The 26,421-nt window shown below is 64.9% G+C and carries 18 protein-coding genes; 15 read left to right on the top strand and 3 right to left on the bottom strand.

Annotation, left to right across the window (positions count from 1 at the left end):
• The 12 genes from tssF to A9K71_RS00640 are packed head-to-tail and all read left to right on the top strand — an operon-like array spanning nucleotide 1 to nucleotide 15,668.
• Nucleotides 1-1,875: a type VI secretion system baseplate subunit TssF gene (gene tssF / locus A9K71_RS00585; protein ID WP_066989065.1), complete on the top strand. Its 1,875-nt coding sequence runs from the start codon at nucleotides 1-3 to the stop codon at nucleotides 1,873-1,875.
• A complete protein-coding gene (gene tssG / locus A9K71_RS00590; protein ID WP_066989067.1) occupies nucleotides 1,839-2,921 on the top strand; it encodes a type VI secretion system baseplate subunit TssG in 1,083 nt (360 codons plus the stop codon). The genes tssF and tssG overlap by 37 nt, the downstream gene beginning before the upstream one ends.
• Nucleotides 2,918-4,366, top strand: coding sequence for a type VI secretion system-associated FHA domain protein TagH (gene tagH / locus A9K71_RS00595; protein WP_066989069.1), 1,449 nt, complete (start codon nucleotides 2,918-2,920; stop codon nucleotides 4,364-4,366). Before tssG ends, tagH (A9K71_RS00595) begins: the two co-directional genes overlap by 4 nt.
• A gap of 3 nt (nucleotides 4,367-4,369) precedes the next feature.
• Nucleotides 4,370-4,822, top strand: a complete 453-nt coding sequence (gene tssJ, locus A9K71_RS00600) for a type VI secretion system lipoprotein TssJ (RefSeq protein WP_066989071.1) — start codon at nucleotides 4,370-4,372, stop codon at nucleotides 4,820-4,822.
• 37 nt (nucleotides 4,823-4,859) lie between these two features.
• Complete coding sequence (gene tssK, locus A9K71_RS00605) at nucleotides 4,860-6,194, top strand: type VI secretion system baseplate subunit TssK (RefSeq protein WP_066989073.1); 1,335 nt, start codon at nucleotides 4,860-4,862, stop codon at nucleotides 6,192-6,194.
• Nucleotides 6,195-6,198: 4 nt separating this feature from the next.
• A complete protein-coding gene (gene tssL / locus A9K71_RS00610) occupies nucleotides 6,199-7,533 on the top strand; it encodes a type VI secretion system protein TssL, long form (RefSeq protein WP_066989075.1) in 1,335 nt (444 codons plus the stop codon).
• Entirely contained in the window at nucleotides 7,533-11,075 is a 3,543-nt protein-coding gene (gene tssM, locus A9K71_RS00615; RefSeq protein WP_066989076.1) for a type VI secretion system membrane subunit TssM, read from the top strand. Before tssL (A9K71_RS00610) ends, tssM (A9K71_RS00615) begins: the two co-directional genes overlap by 1 nt.
• A complete protein-coding gene (tagF, locus tag A9K71_RS00620) occupies nucleotides 11,057-11,596 on the top strand; it encodes a type VI secretion system-associated protein TagF (protein ID WP_066989078.1) in 540 nt (179 codons plus the stop codon). The genes tssM (A9K71_RS00615) and tagF overlap by 19 nt, the downstream gene beginning before the upstream one ends.
• Before the next feature lie 16 nt (nucleotides 11,597-11,612).
• The gene (locus tag A9K71_RS00625; RefSeq protein WP_066989080.1) at nucleotides 11,613-12,701 is read left to right on the top strand and encodes a DUF2169 domain-containing protein; all 1,089 of its coding nucleotides are present in this window, start codon (nucleotides 11,613-11,615) and stop codon (nucleotides 12,699-12,701) included.
• Entirely contained in the window at nucleotides 12,698-13,705 is a 1,008-nt protein-coding gene (locus tag A9K71_RS00630; protein WP_143749599.1) for a hypothetical protein, read from the top strand. The genes A9K71_RS00625 and A9K71_RS00630 overlap by 4 nt, the downstream gene beginning before the upstream one ends.
• A gap of 11 nt (nucleotides 13,706-13,716) precedes the next feature.
• Nucleotides 13,717-14,784: a PAAR-like domain-containing protein gene (locus A9K71_RS00635; protein WP_066989084.1), complete on the top strand. Its 1,068-nt coding sequence runs from the start codon at nucleotides 13,717-13,719 to the stop codon at nucleotides 14,782-14,784.
• Between the two features lie 8 nt (nucleotides 14,785-14,792).
• A complete protein-coding gene (locus A9K71_RS00640; RefSeq protein WP_156752560.1) occupies nucleotides 14,793-15,668 on the top strand; it encodes a hypothetical protein in 876 nt (291 codons plus the stop codon).
• Between the two features lie 32 nt (nucleotides 15,669-15,700).
• Here A9K71_RS00640 and A9K71_RS00645 read toward each other — a convergent pair whose 3' ends face one another.
• The 3 genes from A9K71_RS00645 to tssI are packed head-to-tail and all read right to left on the bottom strand — an operon-like array spanning nucleotide 15,701 to nucleotide 19,529.
• Nucleotides 15,701-16,768 carry a HEAT repeat domain-containing protein gene (locus A9K71_RS00645; protein ID WP_066989089.1) on the bottom strand — a complete coding sequence of 356 codons (1,068 nt, stop codon included), beginning with the start codon at nucleotides 16,766-16,768 and terminating at the stop codon, nucleotides 15,701-15,703.
• Nucleotides 16,768-17,193, bottom strand: coding sequence for a DUF6484 domain-containing protein (locus A9K71_RS00650; protein ID WP_066989091.1), 426 nt, complete (start codon nucleotides 17,191-17,193; stop codon nucleotides 16,768-16,770). The genes A9K71_RS00645 and A9K71_RS00650 overlap by 1 nt, the downstream gene beginning before the upstream one ends.
• Before the next feature lie 8 nt (nucleotides 17,194-17,201).
• The gene (tssI, locus tag A9K71_RS00655; RefSeq protein WP_066989093.1) at nucleotides 17,202-19,529 is read right to left on the bottom strand and encodes a type VI secretion system tip protein TssI/VgrG; all 2,328 of its coding nucleotides are present in this window, start codon (nucleotides 19,527-19,529) and stop codon (nucleotides 17,202-17,204) included.
• 308 nt (nucleotides 19,530-19,837) lie between these two features.
• Between tssI and tagH (A9K71_RS00660) the strand changes: the two genes are divergently transcribed.
• The 3 genes from tagH (A9K71_RS00660) to tssM (A9K71_RS00670) all read left to right on the top strand — a co-directional run bounded on the left by tagH (A9K71_RS00660) (nucleotide 19,838) and on the right by tssM (A9K71_RS00670) (nucleotide 26,279).
• Nucleotides 19,838-20,920: a type VI secretion system-associated FHA domain protein TagH gene (gene tagH, locus A9K71_RS00660; protein WP_066989095.1), complete on the top strand. Its 1,083-nt coding sequence runs from the start codon at nucleotides 19,838-19,840 to the stop codon at nucleotides 20,918-20,920.
• A 528-nt stretch (nucleotides 20,921-21,448) separates the two neighbouring features.
• Nucleotides 21,449-22,723 carry a type VI secretion system protein TssL, long form gene (gene tssL, locus A9K71_RS00665; protein WP_348626969.1) on the top strand — a complete coding sequence of 425 codons (1,275 nt, stop codon included), beginning with the start codon at nucleotides 21,449-21,451 and terminating at the stop codon, nucleotides 22,721-22,723.
• A 25-nt stretch (nucleotides 22,724-22,748) separates the two neighbouring features.
• A complete protein-coding gene (gene tssM / locus A9K71_RS00670; protein WP_197504173.1) occupies nucleotides 22,749-26,279 on the top strand; it encodes a type VI secretion system membrane subunit TssM in 3,531 nt (1,176 codons plus the stop codon).
• Nucleotides 26,280-26,421 lie beyond the last annotated feature (142 nt).

Genomic DNA, 26,421 nt, shown 5'->3' on the forward strand with positions numbered 1-26,421 from the left:
ATGGATCGGGTCTTCGTCGAATATTACGAAGAAGAACTGACCCATATCCGGGCGCTCGCGGCCGAGTTCGCCGATATGCATCCGGCAGTCGCCCGCAATCTTTCCCTCGACACCGTCCCCTGCCCGGACCCCTATGTCGAACGGCTGCTCGACGGCGTGGCCTTCCTTGCCGCGCGCACGCGGCTGAAGGTCGACGCCGAGCGCTCGCGCTTCTCTCGCGCCGTGCTCGACGTGCTTTACCCGGACCTGGTCACGCCGGCGCCGGCAACGGCGATGGCGGTGCTGAAACCCGGCCAGCAGGTGCAGTCGATGATCGCCGGCCATACAGTCGCGCGCGGCACACGACTGGTCTCCAGCCTGCATCCGGGACTGTCGACGCGGTCAACCTTCAGCACCGCGCAAGAGATCACGCTATGGCCGATCGCGATCACCTCTGTCAGCTATTTCCAGGATCGCAGCGCGCTGGCTGCCGCCGGCATCGGCCCAGTCGGCGGCGCGCGCGGCGAGGCAGCGCTGCGCGTCGCGCTTGCGCGCACCGGAAAGGGCAAGCTCAGCGAGCTGTCGCTCGACCGTCTCGATCTCTATTTCGCCGGGCGCACCAAGGCGCCGCTCCTGTTCGACGCGATCTTCGGGGCCTGCTCGGCCGTCGGCGCGCGGGCGGAAGGAAAGACCAATCCGCTATCGGCGCTGCCCGAGCCCGAAATGGTCGGCATCCGCGACGACGAGGCGCTGATGCCGCGCACCCGCCCGACCTTCGAGGGCTACCGGCTGCTGCGCGAATATTTCATGATCCCCGAACGCTTCCACTATGTGCGGGTCGCCGGCCTGCAGCCGGTGGTGCGCAAATGCGAGGCGGGTATAGAGGTCATCTTCCTGTTCCGCCGCCCGGTGCCCGAGCTCGCCGACGTTGCGCCGGCCGATTTCGAGCTCTTCGTGACGCCGCTGATCAATCTCTTCGAGCGCGAATGCAACGTCATCGAGATCGATCCGCGCAGGACACGGCAAGTGCTGCATGCCGATCGAACTAGAGCGCGCGATTTCGAGATCTTCCGCGTCACCCGAGTGGAGGATGCCGACGCGGAGGGCAGCGAGGCCGAGATTCCCGAGCTTTTCAGCCTGGGGCAGAACCGCGGCAGCGGCTGGGTGTATTCGACCGAGCGGCGCCCTCGCAGGGCCACCGAAGATGAGCGTCGCGACGGCCTGACCCGCACCTCCTACACGGGAGACGATGTTTTCCTCTCGGTGTCGCGCCCGGCCGGCAGCCCGGCCAACCGGCCGCTCAAGCGCCTCGACGTCATTGCGCTTTGCACCAATCGCGACCTGCCGATCCTCGACGACACACCGACACTGACGCTGGAGACGGCGGACCCCGTGGAGGCCGTCAGGCTGCTCGGCGCGCTGCGGCCGCCCCAGCCTTCGATCCCGGCGTCGCTGCCGGCGGGCGCCGAAGGCGAATCCCGCGCCGACAATCTCGCCTGGCGGCTGGTGGCGCAGCTCTCGCTCAACTTCTTGAGTCTCGCCAAGGAAGGCCGCGGCGTCGATCCGCTGCACGCGCTGCTCGATCTCTATGCCGACCGCGGCGACCCGAGCCTCGCCCGCAACGTGCATTCGATCACCCGCATCGACTCGCGCCCAGTGATAGAGCGGCTCAAGATCGACGGGCCGATGTGCTTCGGGCGGGGCACGGAAGTGACGCTGCATGTCGACCAGTCGGTGCTGGCGGGGCAAAGCACGCTTTTGCTTTCGGCCCTGCTGGCGCGGCTGTTTGCCCGCCATGCCGGGATAAACGGGTTCGTGCGGACACGCACGCGGCTGCTGCAGAAGCAGGAGGATGTGCCATGGCCGATGACGCCCGGCAATCGCTACCTGATCTAGCACGACCCGCCCCGAGCCAAGCCGCCCCAGACGGAATCGGGGCGTTGTCGGAAAGCTTCGACTTCTTCGAGCTGCTGCGCCGGCTGGAGCAGAGGGGCGGGCTGTTCGGCTATTCCGGCCAGGCCAATCGCGAGCCGGCGCGGCTCGGCCAGCATGTGCGCCTGAGCTTCTCGGCCAGGGACGTGATGAAATTCCAGGAGGCGGGCGAAAAGGCTCCGGCGCGGGTGACCGTCGCCAATCTGGGACTGCTCGGGCCCGAAGGGCCGATGCCGCTGCATCTGACGCGCTGGGTGCTGGACCGGCTGTCGCAGCGCTGGTTCACCGGCACGCAAGCGGAGCAGACCAGCGACACAACCTTCGTCGACTTCGTCAACATCCTGCAGCATCGGATGATCGCGCTTTACTACCGCGCCTGGGCCGACGCTCATCCGGCGGTGCAGGTCGAGCGCTCGGTCGGCGGGCGCGTCCGCGCCATGCTGGAAGCAATGTCGGGGATCGGCCTTCCCGGCACCCAGGATGCCGAACTCGACGCGGTGCGGCTGCGCCAGGCCGGCTCGCTGGCCCGCCAGGTCGACGGTCCGGAACGGCTGACCTTGTTTCTTGCCACGGCCTTCAAGGTGCCGGTCGAGATCAAGGAATTCGTCGCTTCCTGGATCACCATACCGGCGGCACTGCAGAGCCGCGTCGGCAAGGCCTATGCGGCGCTCGGGCGCGGGGCGACGATCGGCCCGCGCGTCTTCAGCCGCCAGAGCCGGATCGAGTTGCGCGTCGGCCCGCTCGATCTCGACGCCTTCAAGTCGTTCCTGCCCGGAGAGCGGCGCCTCGCCCTCTTCAAGAAAGCGGTGCGCGACATGATCGGCGAAGCGCTGGACATCGATTTGCGCATCGTGCTTGCGCGCGACGCCGTGCCGCCGCCGAAGATCGGAACCGTCCAGCTCGGCCGAACCTCCTGGCTTGCGCGCCCCGCCGAGAAGGGAGACGCCGACGATCTCAAGCTGCGCACGATCGTCGGCTGGCGGCCGGAAATGGCGGAGGCGGCCGCATGAGCCTGCTGCTGACGCTGGAACAAGGCCCGCGCTCCCAGGTGGTCAGGCAGACCCGGCTGGACGAAGGCGAACTGGTGATCGGGCGCAGCGCCGATGCCGGCTGGCAGATCGATGATCCGGACATGTTCGTGTCGCGCGCCCATTGCAAGATCAGCGGCGGCCGCGACGGCTACTTCGTCACCGACACGTCGAGCAGCGGGCTGTTCATCGACGATTCCGACAGCCCGCTCGGCACCGGCAGGTCGGCACGGCTGCAAAGCGGCATGCGTTTGAGACTGGGCGACTACGTGCTCTATGTCGAGGTCCAGCCAAGCGCGAGCCAGACTTCGGTCGGTGAGGTCGCCAACCATTCCGCCGCCGCCTGGTCGGCGCCTCAGCCGCGATCTTCGCCCAGCATCGGCGGCGACGATTTCTTTTCGGCCAAGGTCGAGGAGGAGCCGCGGCGGCCGCGGCCGGCCGATCTGCCGGACCCGTTCGAGCAGCCTGTGCCCGGCGCGTATGACCGCGCCTCGAACCAGCGCAGTTCGCCCGCCTTCGACGACCCATTCAGCCTCGACCCGGTGGCGACACCGGCCTCGGACGACGACTCGGCAACTGGCCGGTCCGATCCGTTCGGCTTCGGCGACATGCCCGCGCGCGGCGATACGGCGCAGCCGGCGCCGAAACCGACCGGCTTCGACGACTTCGGCTTCGGCCCAGCCGCGACGCCTGCCTCCGCCAACGGCGCGCATACGGCCCGTCGCAGCGAGCAGCCGGCCGAAAAGCCGCAGGTCGCTCCTCCGCGGGACTTGCCGGCGCGCACGCCCGAGCCGCCTCCTCCGCCGCGCCCGGCTCCCGCGCCCAGGCTGTCCCGTGCAGCTCAGCCTGTGCCCGGCGATATGGCGCTGCGCGCCGCCTTCCTGCGCGGCATGGGGGTCGAGGAGGCCGATTTTCTCGGGCGCGACGCGATCGCCGAGATGGAAAAATTCGGGCGCGAGTACCGGCTGATGCTGGACGGCCTGATGCAGCTTCTGCGCAAGCGCGCCGAGGAAAAGGGCAGCGCGCGCGTTGCCCAGACGGTGGTCGGCGCCTCCGAGGTCAACCCGCTCAAATTCCTGCCGACGGTCGAGGATGTCATCGTCACCATAATCTCGGAGCGCAGCCCCGGCTTCCTCTCCGGCGAGGCGGCGATCGGCGATGCGGTGAAGGATCTCGCGCAGCACCACGTGCGCGCTTGGCGCGGCGTTCAGGCAGCGCTGCGGCGCATGATCGACCGGTTCGATCCGGCGACGATCGAGGAAGAGCTGAAATCCAATTCCGCGATCGGCAACCTGCTTGCGGGCGGCCGCAACGCCAAGCTGTGGGAGCTTTACCAGAAACGCCATCGCGACATCGCCCAAAGCGCGGAATCGAGTTTCCTGGGCGAGATCGGCGCAGACTTCAGGGATGCATACGAAGAGGAGTAGGACATGATCGATCGACGCGAATTCATCGTTGCCCTCGGCGCGACGGGGCTGCTTGCGGCTTGCCAGAGCGGCCCGCCGAAACCATCGGTTATCTCGGTCAACGTGACCGGTGGCGCCGGCATGAATCCGGGGCCCGGCGGCGGCGATCGACCGGTGACTGTGCTGGTGATGCGGCTTGCCAGCACCGGCAAGTTCAATTCGGCCGATTATTTTGCGCTGCAGGGCGATGCGGGGTCCGCACTTGGAGCCGACCTTATCGGATCCGATTCGATCTCCGTCGCACCGGGCAAGACGGCGGCCAAGACCATCACGGTCGAACCGAACGCGACGGCGCTCGGCTTCGTCGCGCTGATCCGCGAACCCGGCGGACGCAACTGGCGCACGACCAAGTCGGTGTCGGCGGGATCGAAATTCACCATCAACGTCACGCTAGGCGGCGGCGGTATTTCCGCCTGACGGCGAGACAGAAGTTGGCAGTGCAGAGAGCAGCGGCATGAGCGACGCAAACAGGGTGCTATGGTCCGAGGGGCTCTTCCTGAGAACCCAGCATTTCCAGCAGCAGGACCGGTTCTTCGAGGCGATGGTGCGGGGCGCGCTGCAGGCCGGTCAGCTCCATACGTTCGGCTTCCAGCAGCTGACGCTCGATCAATCGCTGCTCGATGCAGGCCAGGTTTCTATCGTGTCCGCCCGGGGTATTTTCCCCGACGGCACGCCCTTCTCCATCCCGGAAATGATGGACGCGCCGAAACCGCTGCCGGTCACGGCCGATACCGGCGCCGGGCCGGTGCTGGTCGCGCTGCCGCTCGAGCCGCCCGGCGGCGTCGGTTTCGACCCGGCGCATGCCGCGTCGACCGGAGCGCGCTATCACGGCAGGATCGTGTCGGTGCGCGATTCCGTGCAGGGCGGCGCCGACCCGGAAGAGATCGAGATCGCCCGCCCGCAGGCGATGCTGCTTGCGCCCGGCAAATCGGTCGGCGGCTACACCGCGCTGCCGGTCGCCGACATCAAGGGCGTGCGGGCCGACGGGGGCGTCTCGCTCGACGAGAGCTTCCTGCCGCCGACGCTGATCACGGGCGCGGTCGCCTGGTACCGGCAATTGCTGCAGGAGGTCGTCACCGGTCTCGACCAGATCGCCGAAGCGCATGGCAAGATGGTGATGGGCGGGCCCGGCCGCAGCGTCGAGGACCTGCTGATGCTCCACCTTGCCAATGCGGCCAAGCCGCGGCTCGCCCACATGCTGGCGCAAGATGTCTTCCATCCGGCCGAGCTCTATCTCGAGCTCGCCGGCCTCGCCGGCGAAATGGCGACTTATGGCTCCAGCTCGCGCCGGCTCGGCGAGCTGCCGGCCTATGACCACATGGCGCCCGGCCCTGCCTATATGGCCCTGGCGGACGCCTTGCGCTCGCTGATCCTCAGCCTGCGGTATATCGAGCCGAAATCGCGCGCGCTGCCGGTCATGCGGCATGCCACCAATGTCTGGAAGGTGCGCATCGACAACCCGAAGCTTCTGGTGGCCAGCCGCATCGTCATCCGCGTCGGCTCCGAACTGTCGGAAGACGCGCTGCGCAAGATCTTCGTCAACCAGGCGACCGTCGGGTCCGCCGACCAGTTCGAGGGGCTGTGGAAGTCGCGCCTGCCCGGCATTCCGCTGAAGCCGCTGCATTCGCAGCCGCGCGAGATCCCTTATGACGGCGACCGGCTGTGCCTGGAGTTGGACCAGAAGAGCGAGCATTGGGCCTCGCTGCTCGACGCCCCCGGTTTCGTCATCGGCGTTTCCGGTGTGCTGCCAAGCGAGCCGCAGGTCGACTGCTATTCGGTGAACAGGTGAGGCCATGAGCCGGGATGATCCTTTCGGACTGTCGGAGGATCGCGAACGCACGCGCATCAGGCTGACGGGCGCTTCGCCCCGGCCGATGGCGCCGCTGGCGCCGGGCGCGCCGGTGAAGCGCGCGCGCGCCCATCCCAATGTGCTGATCAATAGCTTCGCGCCGCTGCTCGAATTCGCGCCGGAGCTGGAAAGCGCGCTGGCGCCGGAGAACCCGGAAGTGCTGCGCACGCGCCTGCTCGAGGAGCTCGTGCGCGCACGCGATGCCGCGATGGCCGCGGGCTCGTCGCTGGAGCGGGCCGATCAGGCCGCCTGGGCGGTGGCGGCCCTGCTCGACGACCTCGCGCTCAACACGCCCTGGGGCGGCGCCAGCGCCTGGCCACGCCAGCCGCTGGTAGTGATGCTGCGCGGCGACGTCGATGCCGGCACGCAGTTCTTCTCGCGGCTCGACGAACTGGAGCGGCATCCGAACCGCGACCGCGAAATGCTGGAGCTGCAATATTATTGCCTGGCGCTCGGCTTCCGCGGCAAATATCGCGTGCCTGGCCGCGCCGGCGACCGCTCGCTCAATGCCGTTCGCGTGGCGGCGGCGCGCTTCCTGCGCAATGCCGATGCCGAAGATGCGCCGCTGTCGCCGAACTGGAAGGGCGTGATCGCCTCGGACGAGCCGCAGCGCTTCATCGTGCCGATCTGGGTCATGGCGCTGGCGGCCGTGGTCATCGCCGCCGCCGCTTATGTCGGCCTGTCGATGGGGCTGAGCAGCCAGGCGGTCGAGCTCTCCGCCCTGGTCCGTGCTTTGCCGCCGCCCTCGCGGGGCGAGGTCACCCGCGCCGCGCCCAAGGTCGACGCGCCCGAACCCGAGGCGCCGCAACCGGAACCGGTCGATTTTGCGCTGCTGCCTGAATTCAAGGCCGAGGCACCGGATGGTCTCAAGCCGGCGCTGAGCGGGACCGAGAGCGTGTCGCTGGCCAAGCTCGTCATCCAGTCTTCCAATCCCGAACTGTTCCAGTCGGCGCGGCCGACACTCACACGGGGCTATGAGCCGCTGATCGAATCGATCGCCAAGGTGATCCTCGCCAATCAGGAACTGATCGGGAACGTCACGGTTGTCGGCCACACCGACAATGTGCGCCTGCAGAAATCCAACCCGCTTTCGTCGAACCAGCGGCTGTCGGAAGCGCGCGCCGAGACCATAGCCAACCTTCTGGTGCAGGCCGGCGTGCCGCAGGAGCGCATTCATTCGGAAGGCCGCGCCGAGACCGATCCGGTGGCCGACAACTCGACGCGCGAGGGCCGCGCGCTCAACCGCCGCGTTGAGGTCCTGGTCGAGAAGAGGCTCTGATGTTCATCCTGCGCTTCCTCTGGGCGGTTCTCACTTCGCGCTTCCTTTGGACGCTGATCGGCATCGCGCTGCTTTCCCTGCTGATCTGGGTGTTCGGCCCGATCGTCCAGGTCGGCCCGTATGCGCCGTTCGATTCCGACAATGTGCGCATCGCCATCATCGCCGGGCTTATCATCCTGTGGCTGATCTGGCTGATCATCGCGCAGCGCCGCGCGATCCGCGCCAACCGCATGTTCGTCGCCGAGATCGCCGCGCCCGTGGCGGAAAAGCAGCTCACTCCTGGCGAGGAAAGCGTTGCCGCGGTCGGCGCCAAATTCGGCGAGGTGATGGCGGAGCTCAAGCGACGCAAGCTCGGCGGCCGCAAATTCCTGCGCGAGATGCCTTGGTATGTCATCGTCGGACCGCCGGCCACGGGCAAGACCACGGCGCTGCGACAGTCAGGCCTCAACTTCCCGATCGATCTCACCGACGATCTGCAGGGCGTCGGCGGCACGCGCAATTGCGACTGGTTCTTCTCGGAGAACGCGGTGCTGATCGACACCGCCGGCCGTTACGTCCAGCAGGAAAGCCAGCCGGATGTCGACGCGACGGAATGGCTGGGTTTCCTCGATCTTCTCAAGAAGCATCGCGGCCGCCGCGCACTCAACGGCGTCATCGTCGCGCTGTCGATCGATGCGCTTTCGGAAGGCGACGAAGCCATCAAGGCGCATGGCCGCAAGATCCGCCGCCGGCTGGCGGAGCTGAACGACCGCCTCGAAATCCGCCTTCCCGTCTATCTGATGCTGACCAAGGCCGACCTGATCAAGGGCTTCGAGGCCTTCTTCGGCGGTCTCTCGACCGCCGCCCGCGAGCAGGTATGGGGGACGACCTTTCCGCTCGATGCCCGCATCGACGCCAAGACCGTCGAAAGAGAGCTTGCCGCGCTTGCCACGGAGCTGGAGCGGCGGCTGGTGCCGCGTCTGGAGGACGAGGACAAGTTCGGATCGCGCGCGGAAATCTTCCGTTTCCCGGCCCAGCTCGCCAGCCTCTCCGAGCCGATCCAGGTGCTGATCGAGGCGATGTTCGGCGAAAGCCGCTACGAGGAAGCCGCCTGGCTGCGCGGCCTCTATCTGACCTCGGCGACACAGGAAGGCGCGCCGATCGACCGGCTGACGGCGGCGCTGTCCTCCTCCTTCGGGCTGCCGCCGCGTCGCGCGATGCTGACGCCGCGCGTCGAGAAGCGCAGCTTCTTCCTGCGCAATCTCCTGACCGAGGTCATCTTCAAGGAAGCGGGTCTCGGCACGTTCGATCCGCTGGCGCAGCGCCGCCGCGCCTGGATTTGGCGCGGCGCGGCCGCGGCTTGCGCGCTTGCCGCCCTGCTGGCGGGCGGGCTGTTCACCTGGTCCTATCTCGACAACCGCAATGCGATCACCGAGCAGGCCGGCCAGTTCGAGGCGCTGCAGGCGCCGCTGACCGACGTCTCCGCCACGCCGGCTTCGGTGGAGCAGCCGACGATGGACGGGGCGCTGGCCGCGATGGACGCGGTGGCGACGGCGCGCACCGCACCGCCGGATGCTGTCCACAATTTGCTCGGCCCGACCGCTTCGGCCGAGCTCGTGCGCGCCCAGACCGACACTTACGACCACGCGCTGCGCAACGTGCTCGAGCCGCATATGGTGGCGCTGCTCGAAGCCACGATGTGGCGGCAGATCCGCGATCCGGATTTCATGCTCGGCGCGCTGAAGACCTATCGCATGATGACCGGCCTGTCGCAGATGGACACCGACTTCGTGCAGAACTGGTGGGTGAACAGTCTGCCGGAATTCGCGCCCGCGCCGCCCTTCCCGACCGCCGACGCCGAACAGCACCAGCTCGCCGCGATCCGCCGCATGGCGGTTGACGACAGCTACATCGCCCCGGACAAGGAGCTGGTGGCCGAGGCGCTGAAGACGGTGTGTACCATCTCGCTGCCGGAGCGCGCCTACAAGCAGTTGCTTGCGGATCCGGAAGTAGCAGCCGTCAAGGAATGGGTGCCGGCCAATTTCGCCGGCCCGAACGGCGCCAAAGTGTTCGCGCGCCGCTCCGCCAAGACGCTGCGCGTCGGCGTTCCCGGCGCCTACACATATGCCGGCTTCCACGACGCCGTTCTCGATCGCGTCGAGGATGTGGCGGCGCAGGCGGCGCTCGATCGCGCGGTATTTGCCGGCGGCTGCTCGGAGAATGCCGAGACCTCGGTGTCGGCGCTGTCCGAAGACATTCTGAAGCTCTACTACGACGACTACATTTCGCAGTGGGACAGCTTCCTGCGCGACATGCGGCTGGCGCCGCTGACCGACCTCAACGTCGCCAGCGAAAATCTCAAGGACCTTTCGAGCGCCGATTCCGCGTTGAAACGCCTCCTCACCGCGGTCGTGCAGGAACTCGATCTCACCCGTTCCGACGAGGCGCCGGCTGATGACAAGAACGGCGCCGCCGCCAAGAGCGGCTCGAAGCTGCTCTCCAAGCTCGGCAAACTCGGCAAGGTCGTGAAGACGGGAGCGAAATTACTGCCACGCGCGGGCTCGGCCGAGCAGGTCGACATGACCGGCAGCCTGGTGGCCGAACATTTCAAGCCGCTCAAGGGCACGATCGCCGAGGTGGACGGCCAGCCGCCAGCGCTCGACGCAGCTGTGGTGGCGCTGACGGCGCTGTCCAATGTGCTGCAGACGGTGTCGGCCAACCCCGACCCGCAAGACGCCATCAAGAAGCAGGGCGGCCTGGCCGAGCTGACGGGGGCGGTCGCAAGACAGGCGCAGATCCTGCCTTCGCCGATCAACGACTGGCTGGCCGGGATTGCCGGCGACACCAGCGGCCTGTCGCAGAAGGCGGTCACCAACGAGCTCAATGCCATCTGGCGCGCCGATATCCTGCCCTTCTGCCAGGCGGCGCTCAACAACCGCTATCCGTTCAGCCCTGAGAGCGCGGTCGACGTCAATGTGCGCGACTTCCAGCGCCTCTTCGGCCCCGCCGGCCTGATCGACGCCTTCATCAACGACCATCTGATCAACTATGTCGACACCGCCAGCCAGCCGTGGAAATGGCGCGCCGATTTCGGCCTCGACGCGGCCGCGCTGGCGGCGTTCGAGCAGGCGCGGCACATCCGCGACGACCTGTTTCCCGGCGGCACCGGCCCGGTGATGAACTTCACGCTGGAGCCAAAGGACCTGTCGCCCAACGTGGCGCGGGTGACGCTCAACCTCGATGGCCAGAACCTCGTCTACTACAACAACGCGACCCGGCCGCAGCCGATGACGTGGCCCGGCAAGGACGGCACCGGCGTGATCTCGCTTGCGTTCCAACCGGTCGACGGCTCGCCCGAGGTGATGCTCAACGAGACCGGCAGCTGGGCGTGGCTGAGGATGCTGCGCGGCGGCAAGTTCGCCGGAACCAACCTATCCGACGTCTATAGCCTGCGCCTCGGCACGAAAGGCATGTATGCCGATTTCGAGCTCAAGGCGGCCAGCGTCGAGAACCCCTACACACTCGAGATGTTCAAGAAGTTCACATGTCCGCCGCAGATATGAGCACCGGCTTCTACGGCAAGATACCCGCCACCGGCGATTTCGTGACGCGGCGGCTGCCGGGAGATTTCGTGCGCGGCTGGGATCGCTGGCTGGCGCAGCAGATCGTCCCGCTGTTTGGCCACGATGCCTGGCAGACGGACACTGCCTTGCGCTTCCTCGCCGGCCCCGCCTCGTTCGGCGCCTCGGCCGGCGTCATCGTGCAGAGCGCCGACAAGGTCGGCCGACAGTTCCCGCTCAGCGTCGTCGCACGGCTTGCTGAGGCGCCGCTCAAGCTGGCCTATTCGGATGCCTGGTTCGACCGCATCGAGGAAGCGGCCTTCGCCGCGCAACGGGGCGATCTGACGCCCGACGAACTGGATGCCGCGCTGGGCGCCCTGCCTGCCCCGGCGGTCGATGAGGATGGCGATGTCATTGACGACCTCGTCATGTGGACCGCGCGCACGGATATCTTCGACGTCGATCCGAAGGCGCCGCAAAAGACGGTGGAGAGGATCTTCGCCGCTAGCTGGGAGACCAGCTGATGCAGGGACAAGTCTGATGTTCGTCAGTCAAAACACGACGCCGTTTCTCGCGGAGACTTTTCCCTATCAGGACAAGCATTGCGCGAAGTTCTGCGTTCTCGTCGTGCGAGCGACATACGACGTCGACGAGCAAGGCAACTGCACACCGAGCAAGCAGCAGTCGCCCTTCGTCTACGCTGATACCCATTACGGCGATCCGGAATTCACCTCGATCCGCGTCGAAACCGATTTCGCTCCCGTCAAACCCAAATGCGAGGTCCTACTCGACGCGGTGGCGATGGCCCCACAGGGGCGGCAGGCCGAATCGGTCGAAGTACGCCTGGTCGGCCCCGGATTAGACAAGCGCGCGGTGGTTACCGGCCAACGGCGCTGGTTCAGAGGCGGGCTGGGTATCCAGGCTTCGCGGCCGACCCCTTTCACCTCAATGCCGTTGGCATGGCACCTTGCCTTCGGCGGCACCGATCGCACGGATTCCGACCCAGCGAAGCATCGCAGCGACGCCGTCAACCCGATCGGCAGCGGCTACCTTGCCGGTCAGGGCAATATCGACGGCACCCCGCTGCCATGTGTCGAGCACCCGCAATCGCGGATGCGCATCTGGAACGATCGGCCGCATCCCGTCGGGTTCGGCCCTGTACCGCGCTTTGCGAAGGAACGCGCTCGCTATGCCGGCACCTACGACAAAAACTGGATGGAGAACGTGCTGCCATTCCTGCCGCAGGATTTCGATGACCGCTATTTTCAGGCGGCGCCGGAAGACCAGTGGCTCGACAGATTGGGCGAGGGAATGGTCTTCGGCTGCATCGGGATGAACGAGAGAGGTCGGTTCGGGGTAAAACTGCCGAGACTGTCAGTGCCGGTGCGCTTCGTGTTCGACGACCATTTGGAACGGAAGACGATGGTGCCTGATACGCTCATCATCGTTCCGCACGAAAGCAGAATCGTACTGGTGGGCCGGTTAGGCACGAAGCTGCCGCGCAAGTTCGTGAGACTTGAGGAGGTTCAAGTCGGCAACGACCTCATCCCCCGCGAGGGCGAGAAACCGCACTATGCGGGGCTGGGAGTCGCAGTTGCCGCTCTGAAGGAGATAAGGCGCCTAAAATGACGGTCATTTCCTGCCTTAGCCTCGTGTCGCCGGTCGGCTATTCGGCGGGGAGTACGGCGGCCGCTATGCGGGCAAACATAGCAGCGTTCGCCGAACTTTCCTATCGCGATGCCGACGGCGAGCCAATACGTGGCGCGTCAGTGGATGCCCTGCCGGCGACGATGCGCGGCCGCGATCGCGTTGCTGCCCTGACGCGTCTGGCCGTCGATCAGGTCGACCCAAAACAGGCGGACCGGCTGCCTTGGGGCGAGATGCCGATCATCTTGTGCACGCGTGAACCGCAGGTTCCAGGCCCGCGCCTCAACGGTATTGCGGGCGGGCTGGCGCTGCCCAATGGCGCATCTCTTGTCGGACCGCATTCCGTGCATGTGACGGAAGGGGCCGTGTCCACCTTTGTCGGCGTCTGGCACGCGCGCAAGCTGCTCGCCGAACGCAAAGTTCCCGCCTGTATCATCCTGGCCGTGGATACGCTCATCGATTCGCGCACCCTCGGCTGGCTCGACAAGGCGGGCCGTCTCAAAACGAGCATCGTCACGGATGGCCTCATTCCTGGCGAGGCGGCGAGCATCTCCGTCGTCAGCGCTCGTCCGCTGCTCGAATCACATGTGACGGTGCATGGCCTCGGCTTGGCGCGCGAGACCGCGACAGTGGTCAACGAGGAGCCGTTACGCGCGGACGGCCTAGCCTCTGCGCTGCGGACGGCCCTGGCGGAAGCCAGGGTGGAGATTCACGATGTTGCCTTCCGCCTGTCCGACGTCGCCGGAGAATCCTACGCTTTCGAGGAATTGGTGGTGGCGCAAATGCGGGTGATGCGCACAGTCAGGCCGCAACAACTGGTCTGGCTGGCGGCGAGTTGCATCGGCGACTGCGGAGCGGCTGCGGGTTCCATCCAGTTCGCATGGGCCGAGCAAGCCTTCCGGCGCGGCTATGCACCCGGGCCTTCCGCGGTGCTCTACGGCAGTTCGACGTTTGGTAGCCGCGCAGCGGCGATCGTTACCGCATAGGGTTGAGAGAGATGACCAAGAACGTCTTCGCGGAAAAATGGGAGATTGCCGGAAAGAACGGCATGAACAAGTCGATCGCGCGGTTTCCGGATGTCTGCCTGTCGCCGCCATCCCCACCGGCTGGGCCCATCCCAATTCCCTACCCGGACACGTCGTTCTCTAACAATCTGAAGGAAGGCTCCGAGACCGTGCTGATCGGCGGTAAGCCCGCCGCGCTGGCGCAGAAATCCTACTACAAGGAGCCGATGCTCGGAAACGAGGCCGCAACCCGCACGTTCGGATCTTCGGTCGTGACCCACCAGATCACCGGCAAAACCTACTTTCAGGCTTGGTGCATGTCGGTGAAGTTCGAAGGCAAGAACGTCTGCCGCCATTTTGACATCACGACGAGCAACCATGCGTCCTATGTTGGCGCGACGCCGCCGGCGCCGCCGCTCGAGTCCCTCAATGCAAAGGATGCCAAGGCGGCCGCGAAGGCCGGGAACTGCCCGTGCTGCGGTGGCCCGCTGCACGAATGGCAGAAGGACCCTTCCACCGGCAAGGCCTATCCCGTGGTTAAGGAAAAGACGTTCTGGACGAACAAGATCAAGAAGATGAGGACTGGGAACGCCGCGCAGATTGCTAATAAGGCTCTCTACGAAGCCTCGCTAAAGAGGATGTTGCAACTTAAAGCAAAGCATCGCCGGCTGCGGAAAGCCGGCAAACCGGCTTGTCCGAATGTCCACAACAATGACAATCAGGGCTGCGCCATGTATTTCGACATTCCGAAGGGCGCGAGAACCTCTGGGGGGGTCAATACACCGGCGCAGGAAGCCAAGATTGCCTTTGAAGCGACCGGAGTGAAGGATGGCTGCATTCTTGCCTGGGAAACGGGGAAAGGCTCACCCATTAGAAGAGGGCCGAATGCTGTCGCCGGGAAGAAGTCCTACCATTCCTTGAACCACTTAACACCTCACATGGCCGGCGGATGCAACGAGCCATCAAACGTATGTCCACAGGATGTGATGGATACGGGTGAATGCCAGGAGATTGAGGACGCACAGACTATTCTTGAGAACGTAAACGATTGCATTCCATAGGCTTTACAATGTCGAAATACATTCAAGTTCCAGAATCCACTCTCAAGACCCTTTCGATAGGATTCCATGTTCCTGGAGTCGATTTGCGTTCTTATGATCCATTCCGGTTGCTTGGAAGCGATGAAACCTGGGAACAGATAGCAGGCCTCTTTCTGGCCTGTGAGTTGGGCGATTCTTCCGCGTTGCGCCGCATTCCCGCAATCATGAAGGGCAGCGATGCCTATCTCGTCTGGCGAGCGGTCACCAATTTGGCTGGCTTGGCCAGCACCCTTGGCTTTGTGAAGAACGTCTTCAAGCCGTTCGAGAAGGATGGCTCCGGATCGGAGTACTTCATGGCAACGGCGTTGGGCCTGACGCTAGACCCTGACGCGATCGGGCTGCTGCTGACCCTGCACAATGACGCAGCGGACGAAGAAACCCGCTATCAGATCGAGAGAGAATTGTCGTATCTGCTCGAGGACACCAACGGACCCATAAGCAGGGGCGCCGACGAGTCCATCGAATCCGAGGATGAAGATACCGTTCACATCGTCAATCGGCAGAAGTACTTTCCCAAGGTAGGGGACGCGTTGTCGCTGATGCGGGGCCAGCTTCCGGGTCCCAATACCCCCGTCCTCGGTGGCAAGATTTTCGACGTGGTCAAGCTCGCAAGGCAGCTGCTTGAACGGGTGGGCGGCGCGGCGCCGGAAATAGGCCGCGTTCATCGGCACCGTCTCATCTTCGAGGCCGCCACCGGCGTGAACTGTGCCGCCTTCTTTGACAGCCCGGTCAAACTCAATTCGCTTCAGGCGACGGCAATACTGGAGACATTCCTCGATAGCGATGACGTCAGAAGATTTGTCCCGGGACAAAGGTATTTTTTTGGCCATCCCATCGGCGCCTGATCCGACTGGAAATTGAGAGCTGTAACGTCGTTTCAGTTCCGTAGGGCGCCGGCCGCTCTGCCCCATTCAGCAACCTTATCGGCGAGCGGCACCCGTACGATGCTGTCGCTGAAGTAGTCGATGAAGTCCGGGCCAACCTCTTCCATGTCGGCGGAGGACAGCTCATCCCAAGGAGCTTCTGGAAATAACTCCGCAAATGATGCGCCCGCTGCGATCGATACCGGCGGCTCGCGCATCCTCTCGACAAGCCAGGCAAGCCGGCCGCGATCGCCCAACATGCCGATGCTGCGAACCGCGATTGAGGCGGTCTGCGGCGACTGCATTAATCCGCCGAGCCATGCCCGAACTTCCGTTTCAGGCCCGCCCTTGATCGCGGCGCGGAGCGCTATCAGCCTGTCCTTTCCCGGCGTTTCAACCGCTGCCCTCAATGCGTTTTGCGCCAACCGGGCATGACCCAGTTCAACCAGCGACCATGCCGACCAGAATCGCGCACCTTCGTCGGAATCGTTGAGCGCAGCGTTCGCCGCGCCGGCGAGATCGGCTCGTTTGAGGACGCCCACCAGCCGTAAGCCCGCCGCACGAACGCGGGGATCGGGATCGCGGGCTAACCGCGGCAGCAGGTTCTTTGGATCGACCGAATGCGCCAGACATGCAGAAACGCCGAGAAAGCGCTTGAAGGCGTCGGCATCGGTGATCCAGTCCCTCACATGCGGTCCGATTCGGTCGGCCGCATGCCACCGCAGCGCGCCGATGAACCCGGACGGGCTCGGTGTCAGCTCGCGGGCATGCCCCACCGCTTCTGAAAGCCTGAATGGATCGTTGAACTCGATCGCGGTCCAAGCAAAGGCAAACAGTTCCCCACTGTCAGGATAGTCTTGCAGTTGCTGGTGCAGGCTCGGCCACGCGGCCTGGCCTGCGATACGCAGTCCGTCCATGTTGGCTTCGATACGGTCGCCGATATCCTTAGCTGCCACCGCCACGGGCGGCTCTTGCGCAAGAAGGCTCTCGCGCTGCACCCAAAGAAAGGCTACCTGTTCCGCGTGCTGTCTGACCACAAGGCCAGCGATGCGGGGGCGATGGAAGCTTTCGACCGGCGACATCAGTTCAGATTGATCGAGCCGCCACGGATATGATTCGGCCCGCTGGAGTGGCTGACCAAGTATGAACCGCGGATGACGATCTGCCCATCACTATCCATCACGATAGATGCCTTGCCGCAACGCAGTTCGAGCCGGTCATTGGCTCGGATGCGTACACGCTTGCCGTCGCTGATAACCTCGACGCCAGGCCTGCGCACTGGCTCGACGATGCGGCCGACGATCAGCGGCTTGCGCGGATCGCCCTCCTGGAAAAGCAAAGCCACTGCCTTGCCGACCATATCGGAAGACAATTCACTGAGGCTACGCGCAGGCTGCGCCGTTTCCTCAGGATTGCCGGCAAAGACCACGAGAGGTACGCCTTCTTCGCCGAACCCCATGAAGACTCCGATCACAACGCCATCGATCGTGCTCTTGACTCTGCCCATCACGTCCCTCAATTCTCGTTGATCTTCGAGCCTTTGATGATGACATCGCTCGATGCCTTGACGTTGATTTTCCCTGAACCCTTCACCGTGATGTCCTTGCCGTCGATGATGATGGTACCGTCCTTCTTCATCACGATCTTGGAGCTGCCGCACTTGAGGGTAATGTCGTCGGCTGCTTCCACTGACAGGCTTTTACCGACCTTGATGCCGGTATTCTCCTTCACGTCGGTAAGGCTGCCCTTCGCTACCTTCAGGATGTAACCGCCGCCGACGTCGGTGCTGTCGTTCGACTTGATGTTGGCAGCGCGTGAGGCGCCTACGTCGGTCACCTGGGACGCCGCGATGGCAACTGTCTGTCCGGCACCGATGCTAATGTCTTGTCCCGCGCCGATGGTCCAGGAGTCGCTAGCGCCGATGCTGTGGCTCTGGCTAATGCCGACGCTGACCGAGCGTGTCGCCCCGATCGTGTTCATTTGCGCCGCGCCTACCGTCCTCGCCTCAGCCGCCCCAACTGTATCCACACGCGCGGCTCCCACCGTCACCGTCTGCACCAGCCCCACCGTCTGCGAGTGGTTGGCGTCGATATTCTCCGTCGAATTCGCAACAATGTGGATGGTCTCATTCGCATGGACCGTCAGCGAGCGGTTCGCCCCCACCGTTTCGGTGTCGTTCGACCCGATATTCGTCGTCTGGTCGACGCCGATCTTGACCGTCTTGTTGTTGCCGACGTCCTCGTCGAGGTTGTGGCCGACGGAGTGCTTGGCGTCGTGGTCGATGCGGTCGGACTGGTCGTGCTGCACCAGCTTGTTGCGGTCGTGCTTGATCAGCAGGTGGTGGTCTTTCTGCGCCTGGAAATTGACCAGTTCGGAGCCCGCCTTGTCCTCGAACATCAGCTCGTTGTAACCGCCGCCGCCCTTTGAGGAATTGGACTTCCAGCCCGATTGCGTCGCATTGCCCGGCAACCCGTAGGGCGGCATCTGCGACGCGTTGTAGACCCGGCCGGTGATGATCGGCAGGTCCGGGTCGCCTTCGATGAAGTCGACGATCACCTCCTGGCCGATGCGCGGGATCTGAATAAAACCCCAGCCGCTGCCGGCCCAGGTTTGCGACACCCGCACGAAGCAGGAAGAGTTCTGGTCCTTCTTGCCGAGGCGGTCCCAGTGGAACTGCACCTTCACGCGCGCATATTTGTCGGTGAAGATTTCCTCGCCCGAGGGGCCCACCACCGTCGCTGTCTGTGGGCCGCGCATGATCGGCCGCGGGGTGATGCGCGGCGGCCGGTAGGGCAACTTGGTGGGCGCAACGCCGAGCACCACCTTGAAATTCTCGCTATGGGCCTCGTTCTGGGTCCGGTAGCCCGGATCGAACAGCCGGTACTCGGCGCTGATCACCAGATAGTCCTGGTTCTGGTCGTCGCGCGGAAAGCTTTCCAGCTTGAACTTGCAGCCAGAGAAGAGGCCGCGCACGGTGCCCACCGCCGTGCTGCGCTGGTGCACGGCCTGAAGCTCCTCGCGGCGAATTCCCGCAATCGTGTCGCCTCGCCCGACATCGAGATGCGCGCCGGGCTGGCGATAGTTCTCGCCCGCGGCCTCCTTGTGGCTGAACGGCTGGGCGGACTTCGCCATCAAATCCGCGCCGGGCTTCTCGAAATCAAAGTCGGTGTGGGCATAGGCCCCCGGCCGCACCGCGCTGCCTGGAATCCATTCGGTAATGTACTCGACGTCGCGCCGCGAGCCCTGGCCCTCGAAATTGTAGAGCACCTTCTCGTAGCCGGGTGCCGGCTTCAGCTTGCTCATCGCGTCGCAGAGCACCAGGGTATGCTTGCCCTCGTCATGCTCGAAGAAATAGAAGATGCCCTCGTGCTCGAGCAGCCGCTGCACGAAATCCAGATCGCTCTCGTCATACTGGACGCAATATTCGCGCTGCGGATAAGACCCTTGCAGCCGCTTCTCGAATTTCGCGATGCCGTATTTCGAGAAGATTTTCTCGACGATCTCGACCGCCGTCATATTCTGAAAGATGCGGCAATCGGTGGTGTTGCCGAGGAACCAGAGCCATGGCCTGACCATCGCCTCGTAAAAGGCGAGCCTGTCCTCGATGCGGATGAGCTTGAATTCCGACACAAGGCCGCTGAACCAGCGTTTCGGATCGGATTCGCCCTCGACCGAAACGACGCCGCCCAGCATCTTCAGCGGATCGACGTCCTGGCTCTTGGAGACGAAACCGACCGTATAGGCGAAACAACGGCTGATCTCGTCGCGCCCGACGAGATGGGTGAAGGTCAGCACATCGCCGCCGACGGGTGTCTGCACAACCGTGGCGCGTTCGTTCGGCATGGGTCGTGCCCCTCCTGGACGCGGCCGCCAGTATGATGGATTGAAGCCCCCGCTATGTTAACCGCATCACGTTCGGGAACTTTTCGCACCCACCGCACTGGACCTTTTTCAGCCTAGCACATGTTTGGTGGCGGCCAAACAACAGCTGTGGCTAAACCCGCCAAGCGCCGGTGTGAAACGCTCCTCTCCCGCCGCGCTCGCAAGCTGCTAGAATGCCAGGGCAATTCCCGGAACACCGCATAGCGATTTTCCGTTCGGAGTTGCGTGAAGAATAAGCATTTGTTGACCAAGTTCGGCGACGCTTCCGGATGTTCATCTCGCTCCAGATCAGCAATGTCGACAGGCTGCCATCCGGCGCCGCCGCGAGCTACGCCGCCCGCGACCGCAGTTTCGAGATCGGGCGCGAGAATTGCGACTGGACGCTTTCCGATCCGGACAAGATCATCTCGGGCCGGCATTGCGAAGTCCGCTTCCAGGCGGGCGGCTTCTGGCTCTACGACATCTCGCGCAACGGCACTTTCGTCAACGGCTCCAGCCAGCGCATGGCCGGTCCGCACCGGCTGGCGCATGGCGATCGGATGCTGATCGGCCGCTATGTCGTTGCGGTATCAATTGACGAGGAAGGCGCCGCCGCTGGCCACCCGCGAACCCGGCCAGCGTCGACGCAACGCGAGCTGCCGCCATCGACGGGCAGACCGCTGGAGCTCGGCAAAGAGCCCTTCTTCAGTCGGACGGAACAGCGGCCCGGGACGGGAGCGGCATCGACATCTTCGGCGCTGCGGCCGCCCCCCGCGCCGGCGAAGCCGGGTAGCCAGCCCGCGGGAACCGATATGCTGCTGCAGGATATCGCGAAGGCGGCCGGCATTTCGCCCGACCTGCTTCAATCGCGCGATCCGCATGAGGTGGCCGCCGAGATCGGCAGCGTGCTCAGAATCACGGTCGAGCAACTGTCGCTGCTGCTCAAGGCGCGCGCGGCGGCCAAGGTGCTGGCCAAGAGCGCCAACCGCACGATGATCGGCGCCGAAAACAACAACCCGCTGAAATTCGTTCCCGGCACCGACGACATACTGGAGATCATGTTCGCCAAACGCCGGACCGGCTATCTCGACGCCGCGCACAGCGTCGAGGACGCCTTCCGGGACCTCAAGACGCATGAATTGGCAACTTACGCCGCCATGCAGGCAGCGCTTTCCAGGCTGCTTGACGACCTGTCGCCGGAGGCCATCGCCAGGAAGCTGCCGCCGGCCTCCTTCTCATCCAAGAAGAGCCAGGCGTGGGATGCCCTCGTCGCCACCTGGCGGACGATGGAGGAGAAGCATGAAAACGGCATGCTCGACATCTTCCTGGCCTATTTCAGCGAAGCCTATGCCAAGGCCAGCAAGCAGAAGTAGTGGACCCGGGGGCTATGTGACGGGTCTCACAGAAGAAAGCGCTGCTTCGAGCATCCTGCTTTCCGATTTCAATCAGCTGCATGTACGGTTAGGATAACGTACGGAAGCTTGCCTGGCGGGCAAGGCGGCGTGGCTTGGGGCGTGTGCAGCAATGTCATGTTTCGGCGAGATGAGCCTTTCCATCCGGCCCGCCCCCAAAGCTCGGCATGAAAAGCCGGAAGCCGACCTCATTTCCCGGCAAGGAAATCTTCGCCGCGCCGCGACGGTGGATCGCCGATGAGTTCGAAGGACGATCCCTCCCGGCCGGCGGACAAGACCGTCATCCGAGCGCCACGGCCTAGACAACGCTCGCCCGCGGCTCCCGCGAGTTCCTCGTCGACTGGCGCTGAGCCCGCTGCGACACCCGCCAGGGAATCGACGGTTTTCGACCCCGGCGTCGGCCGGCGGATGCCGACAGGCTGGTCCTCCGGAACCGTGGTCGTTCAAAACGCGGTTCCAGGGGCTGCCGCTGCAGCGGCGGCGCCCGCGTTGCAACAGGAAATCCTGCTCAACGCCGCGGATGGCGTGAAATACGCCGCGGCAAATCCAATCCTCGCGGCCGCGGCGCCCCTGCTGGTGCTCTTCGGCCAGTTGCGGCTGATGCCGGTCGAGCGGCAGGCGGCCCCTTTGGCAGAGCACGTCGCCGAAGCGATCGAGACATTCGAGCGGGAGATGGCGAAAGCCGGCATCGCCGAGGAAGACTCGCGGATTGCTAAATTTGCTCTATGCGAGACCGCCGACGATCTGGTCGGCAACCTGCCCTGGCCGAAGGACGACGGCTGGATCGGGCACAGCCTGGTGGCGCGGTTCTTCCACACAAAGCCCACCGGGGGAGCCGGTTTCTACGAGGCGCTGAACAATATCCTGGGCCGGCCGGAGGGTCATCACGACCTGCTCGAACTGATGCATGCGTGCCTGTCGCTCGGGTTCGAGGGCCAGTATCGTGGGAGGGTCGGCGAACGGGACGCGCTCGAACGCGTCCGGCGCGACGTCTACGACACGATCCGCTATTTTCAACCGCGCGCCGAGGACGACATCTCGCCCCATTGGCAAGGCATGGCGGCGGCGCTGTCAAAGCCCCGGGCGCGGTTGCCGCTATGGGCGGTCGCGGCCGCCGCCGCGACCCTGGTCACGGCGGCCTTCTTCGGGCTACGGATCCTGATCACCGACGAGGGCGACGCAACAGCCGGCGAATTGCTGGCGCTCAATCCCTCGACGCCGGTCACCATCGAGCGCGCGAGCGTCGCTCCGGTTGCCGAGCCGGCTGTAGCCGCTCCGCCGGAAGCCACCCCGCCGCCTCCTGCCGTTCCCACCGTCACCCAGATCGACCGCATACGCGCCGCGCTCGCCAGCGAAATCGCCGGCGGCGGGCTGACGGTCGGCACGAAGGGCAACTTCATCGTGGTCGAAATCAGCAACCAGCTCTTGTTCACGCCCGGGCAAGCCGAGCTGAAGCCGGAGTTCCAGCCCATCGCCGCGGACATCGCCACGGCTCTCAATGCCGAGCCCGGACCGATATGGATCGTCGGCCACACCGACAATGTGAAGCCGAAAAAGTCGAGCCAGTTCAAATCGAACTTCGATCTTTCCGTCGCGCGCGCCAAAGCCGTCCAGGCGATGGTGGCGAACGAGCTCAAGGACCCGTCGCGGGTCGCGGTCGACGGCAAGGGCGAGGACGAACCGATCGCCGACAATGCGACGGCTGATGGCCGCGCCAGAAACCGCCGCATCGACGTGATGATCCCGAAGGAGGAGACGTTGTGAGCGCGCGCGGCGTGGAGCGGCACTGATGCGCTGGGTGCTGCGGCTGTTCAGCCTGCTCGCGCTTGCCGGCTTCTCGGCTGCGGTCTGGTATGCCGGGCCGCTGATCCGGTATGCCGATACACGTCCGCTCGGACCGGTCTGGCTCCGGACAACGATCATCGGCGTGGCCGTCGCGCTGCTCGCGCTCTTCTACGGCATCCGCTTCTGGCAAGCGCGCAAGGCGCAGAAGGCGATTGAGACGGGCATCGTTCGCAGCGGCGACCGCAACGACGATTCAGGGGTGCTCGAAGCGCGTATGAGCGAGGCCATCGCGACCCTGAAGCAGTCGAGCGGCAGGCGCAACTTCCTCTATGAGATCCCCTGGTACATCATCATCGGCCCGCCGGGCGCCGGCAAAACGACGGCGCTGGTCAATTCGGGGCTGAAATTTCCGCTTGCCGGCTCCGGCAATGCCCAGCCGCTGGCCGGAGTCGGCGGCACGCGGTCCTGCGACTGGTGGTTCACCGAGGATGCCGTGCTGATCGATACGGCCGGCCGCTACACGACGCAGGATTCGGATGCCGAGCGCGACAAGGCGAGCTGGCTCGGCTTCCTTGGACTGCTCAAGAAGTACCGCACCCGGCAGCCGATCAACGGCGTGATCCTCGCCATCAGCGTCGCCGATCTGATCGGCTTCGACGACCAGCAGCTCGATGCGCATGTCACCGAGATACGAAGCCGGCTGCGGGAGCTGCACGAGACGCTGAAGATCCAGTTCCCGGTCTACCTGCTCTTCACCAAGGCGGACCTCGTTGCCGGCTTCATGGACTATTTCGGCGATTTCGATGAAGTCCGCCGACGCAAGGTCTGGGGCGCGACGTTCCAGACCACCGACCGCAACAGGAACATGGTCGGCGAAACCTCGGCCGAGTTCGACGCGCTGGCCAAGCAGCTTGCGGACGAGATCGCCGACCGCCTGCAGGACGAGGCCGATCCGGTGGCGCGCATCGCGATCTTCGGCTTCCCGGCCCAGTTCGCCGCGCTGCGAACCCGCGTCGTGCGGTTCGTCACCAGCCTGTTCGATGCCTCGAGAGCGCAGGTCAATGTCAGCCTGCGTGGCCTCTATTTCTCATCGGGCACGCAGGAAGGAACACCGATCGACCAGGTGCTGGGCGCGATCGGCCGCAATTTCGGCAGCGCTTCGCAGGCGCATCTTTCCGGTACCGGCAAGAGCTTTTTCCTGCATGATCTTCTGGCGAAGGTGATCTTCCCCGAGGCCGGCTGGGTCTCGTTCGACAGGACAGCAGAGCGGCGCGCCAGGCTCGCCAGGTTTGGCAGCCTCGCCGCAATCGCATTGGCGGCTTTTGCGGCGCTCGGTGTGCTGGGCCTCAGCTACTTTGCCAACAAGTCGCTGATCGGCTCCACGAGACAGGCGATGGCTCAGTATCGCGACAGCGCGGATTCGCTGCTCAGGAGCACGACCGTCACCGATGTCGATCTCGAGAACGTCATCGGCCCGCTCGATCAACTGCGCAACCTGCCGGCGGGATATGAGACCGCCGGCCAAACGAAGCCGATCGAGGAGAGTTTCGGGCTCAGCCAGCGGGAGAGGCTTCTGTCGGCGTCCAAATCCGCCTATCGGCAGGCGCTGGAGCGTAGCTTCCGCTCGCGTCTGCTGGTTCAGGCGGAGCGCACGATCCAGGCCAAGATGGCCGACCCGATCGCGCTCTACGAACCGTTGAAGATCTATCTGATGCTGGGCGGCAAGGCGCCCAAGGTCGACGACGAGTTGATCGTCTCCTGGATGAAGCAGGATTGGGAGGAAAACCGCTACCCCGGCGAGAACAACCGCGAAGGCCGCGCGCAGCTCGAAAAGCATCTGCGCGCCATGCTGGCGCTCGACGATGCCTACGACCCGGTGTTCGAGCTCAACCAGCCGCTGGTCGAGGCCGCGCAACGCTCGCTCGGACGCATGAGCCTTGCCGACCGCGCGTCGGCGCTGATCAGATCGGCGGTCTATGCGGCAAGGCTCCAGGATTTTTCCGTTGCCGCCAAAGCCGGTCCGGAGGCGCAGCTGCTGTTCGAACGCATGGACGGCGCAGAGCTCGCCGACCTTGGCGTTCCCGGCCTCTACACCAAGGCGGGGTTCAACGGTTTCTACCTGCCGCAGCTCTCGCGCATCGCGCAAATGCTGGTCGATGACCAGTGGGTTCTCGGCGGCGGCGGCGAGCAGGGCGGCATCGATCAGGACCTGCCCAGGCTCGGCCCCGAACTCATCGATCGCTACGGCAAGGAGTTCGCCTCCGCCTGGAACGGCGCGCTCGACCAATTGAAATTCAAGGCGATGCTGAAGGACAAGCCGCAATATATCACGCTCTCGGCCGCCGCCTCGCCGGGCTCGCCGCTGGACCGGCTGTTCACGGCCATTGCCGATGAAACCGCCCTGACAAAAGACGGCGCCGCCTTCGCAGGCGACACCGGAACGGCGCAGCAGGACCCGGTCGTTATGGCCAAGGGTCTCGCCCGCATCGGTCTGCAGATCGCCGGCGGCAAGTCGCAGAGCCGCGCCGGGGCAAGCTCGTCCGCCACGCAGAATGCCGGCGCCACCGTCGAGGCGCAGTTCAGGCCGTTCCAAGCGCTGGTGAGCGGCTCCAGCGGTCGCCGCCCGCTCGATGCGCTGACGCAAAACTTCCACGACATCTACCAGAGCGTGAAGCTGGCAGCGGATGTCCCCGCGCAGACGGAGCGCGTCAACGCGAACCTGAAGCTGCAGATTTCGACGATGCGCGCCAATGCCTCGCGCCTGCCCAAGCAGCTCGCGCGCATGGTCGACGCGGCGGCGGACGAGTTCGAAGGCAATGTCGCCGAGACTTCGGTAGCCAACCTCAACCAGATGCTCGACGAGACGGTCACGCGCCCCTGCGAGGAAGCCGTCAACGGCCACTATCCCTTTGCCGGCGACGGCAGCGAGGAAATCTCTCTTGCCGATTTCGCCAAGCTGTTCGCACCGGGCGGCCTGATGGACCGGTTCTTTGCGCAGAACCTGGCGCCGCTGATCGACATGACAGGCCAGGACTGGACCTGGAAGCAGGAGGCCCGCTCCAGCCGCGACCTCGCCAAATCGACCTTGAAGGCGTTCCAGGCGGCGGCGGAAATCCGCAGCGTCTTCTTCCCCTCCGGCGGTTCGGCGCCGTCGGTCTCGATCACCTTCACGCCCTCCTCTCTGAACAGCGAGGTCGATAGCGCGGTGCTCAACGTAGATGGGCAGACGGTGCAAAGCACGCAGGCCGGCAATGCGCCGAGCACGGTGAAATGGCCGGGCGGCGGCGCTTCCGGATCCGCGAGCCTCAGCCTGACGCCGGAGATGCCCGGCCGCGAGTCCGCTCTCAAATTCGAAGGGCCATGGGCTCTGAAGCGCCTGCTGGACAAGGCGAGCGTCAGCAGCAACGGCGCCGGCGCCGAGGCGCGCTTCGTGATCGGCGGACGCGACGTCGCCTACAAGATGGAGAGCGGCTCTGGCCCCAATCCCTTCCTGCTCCCGGCGCTGTCCGGGTTCAGCTGTCCGAAGGCATTCTGAGATGGCGCCGTCATGGTCGATCGGATCGTTCCCGAGCACCACCGTCTCTCGCCTTCATTTCGATACTCTAAAGTATGCGCTTGTGGCAAACTGGCCTGGGCACGCGGCCCATCGTTCGTCACAGAGGACGCTCGCGAAGCGC

The organism is Mesorhizobium sp. WSM3873, from assembly GCF_001672445.1.
Classification (GTDB): Bacteria; Pseudomonadota; Alphaproteobacteria; order Rhizobiales; family Rhizobiaceae; genus Mesorhizobium.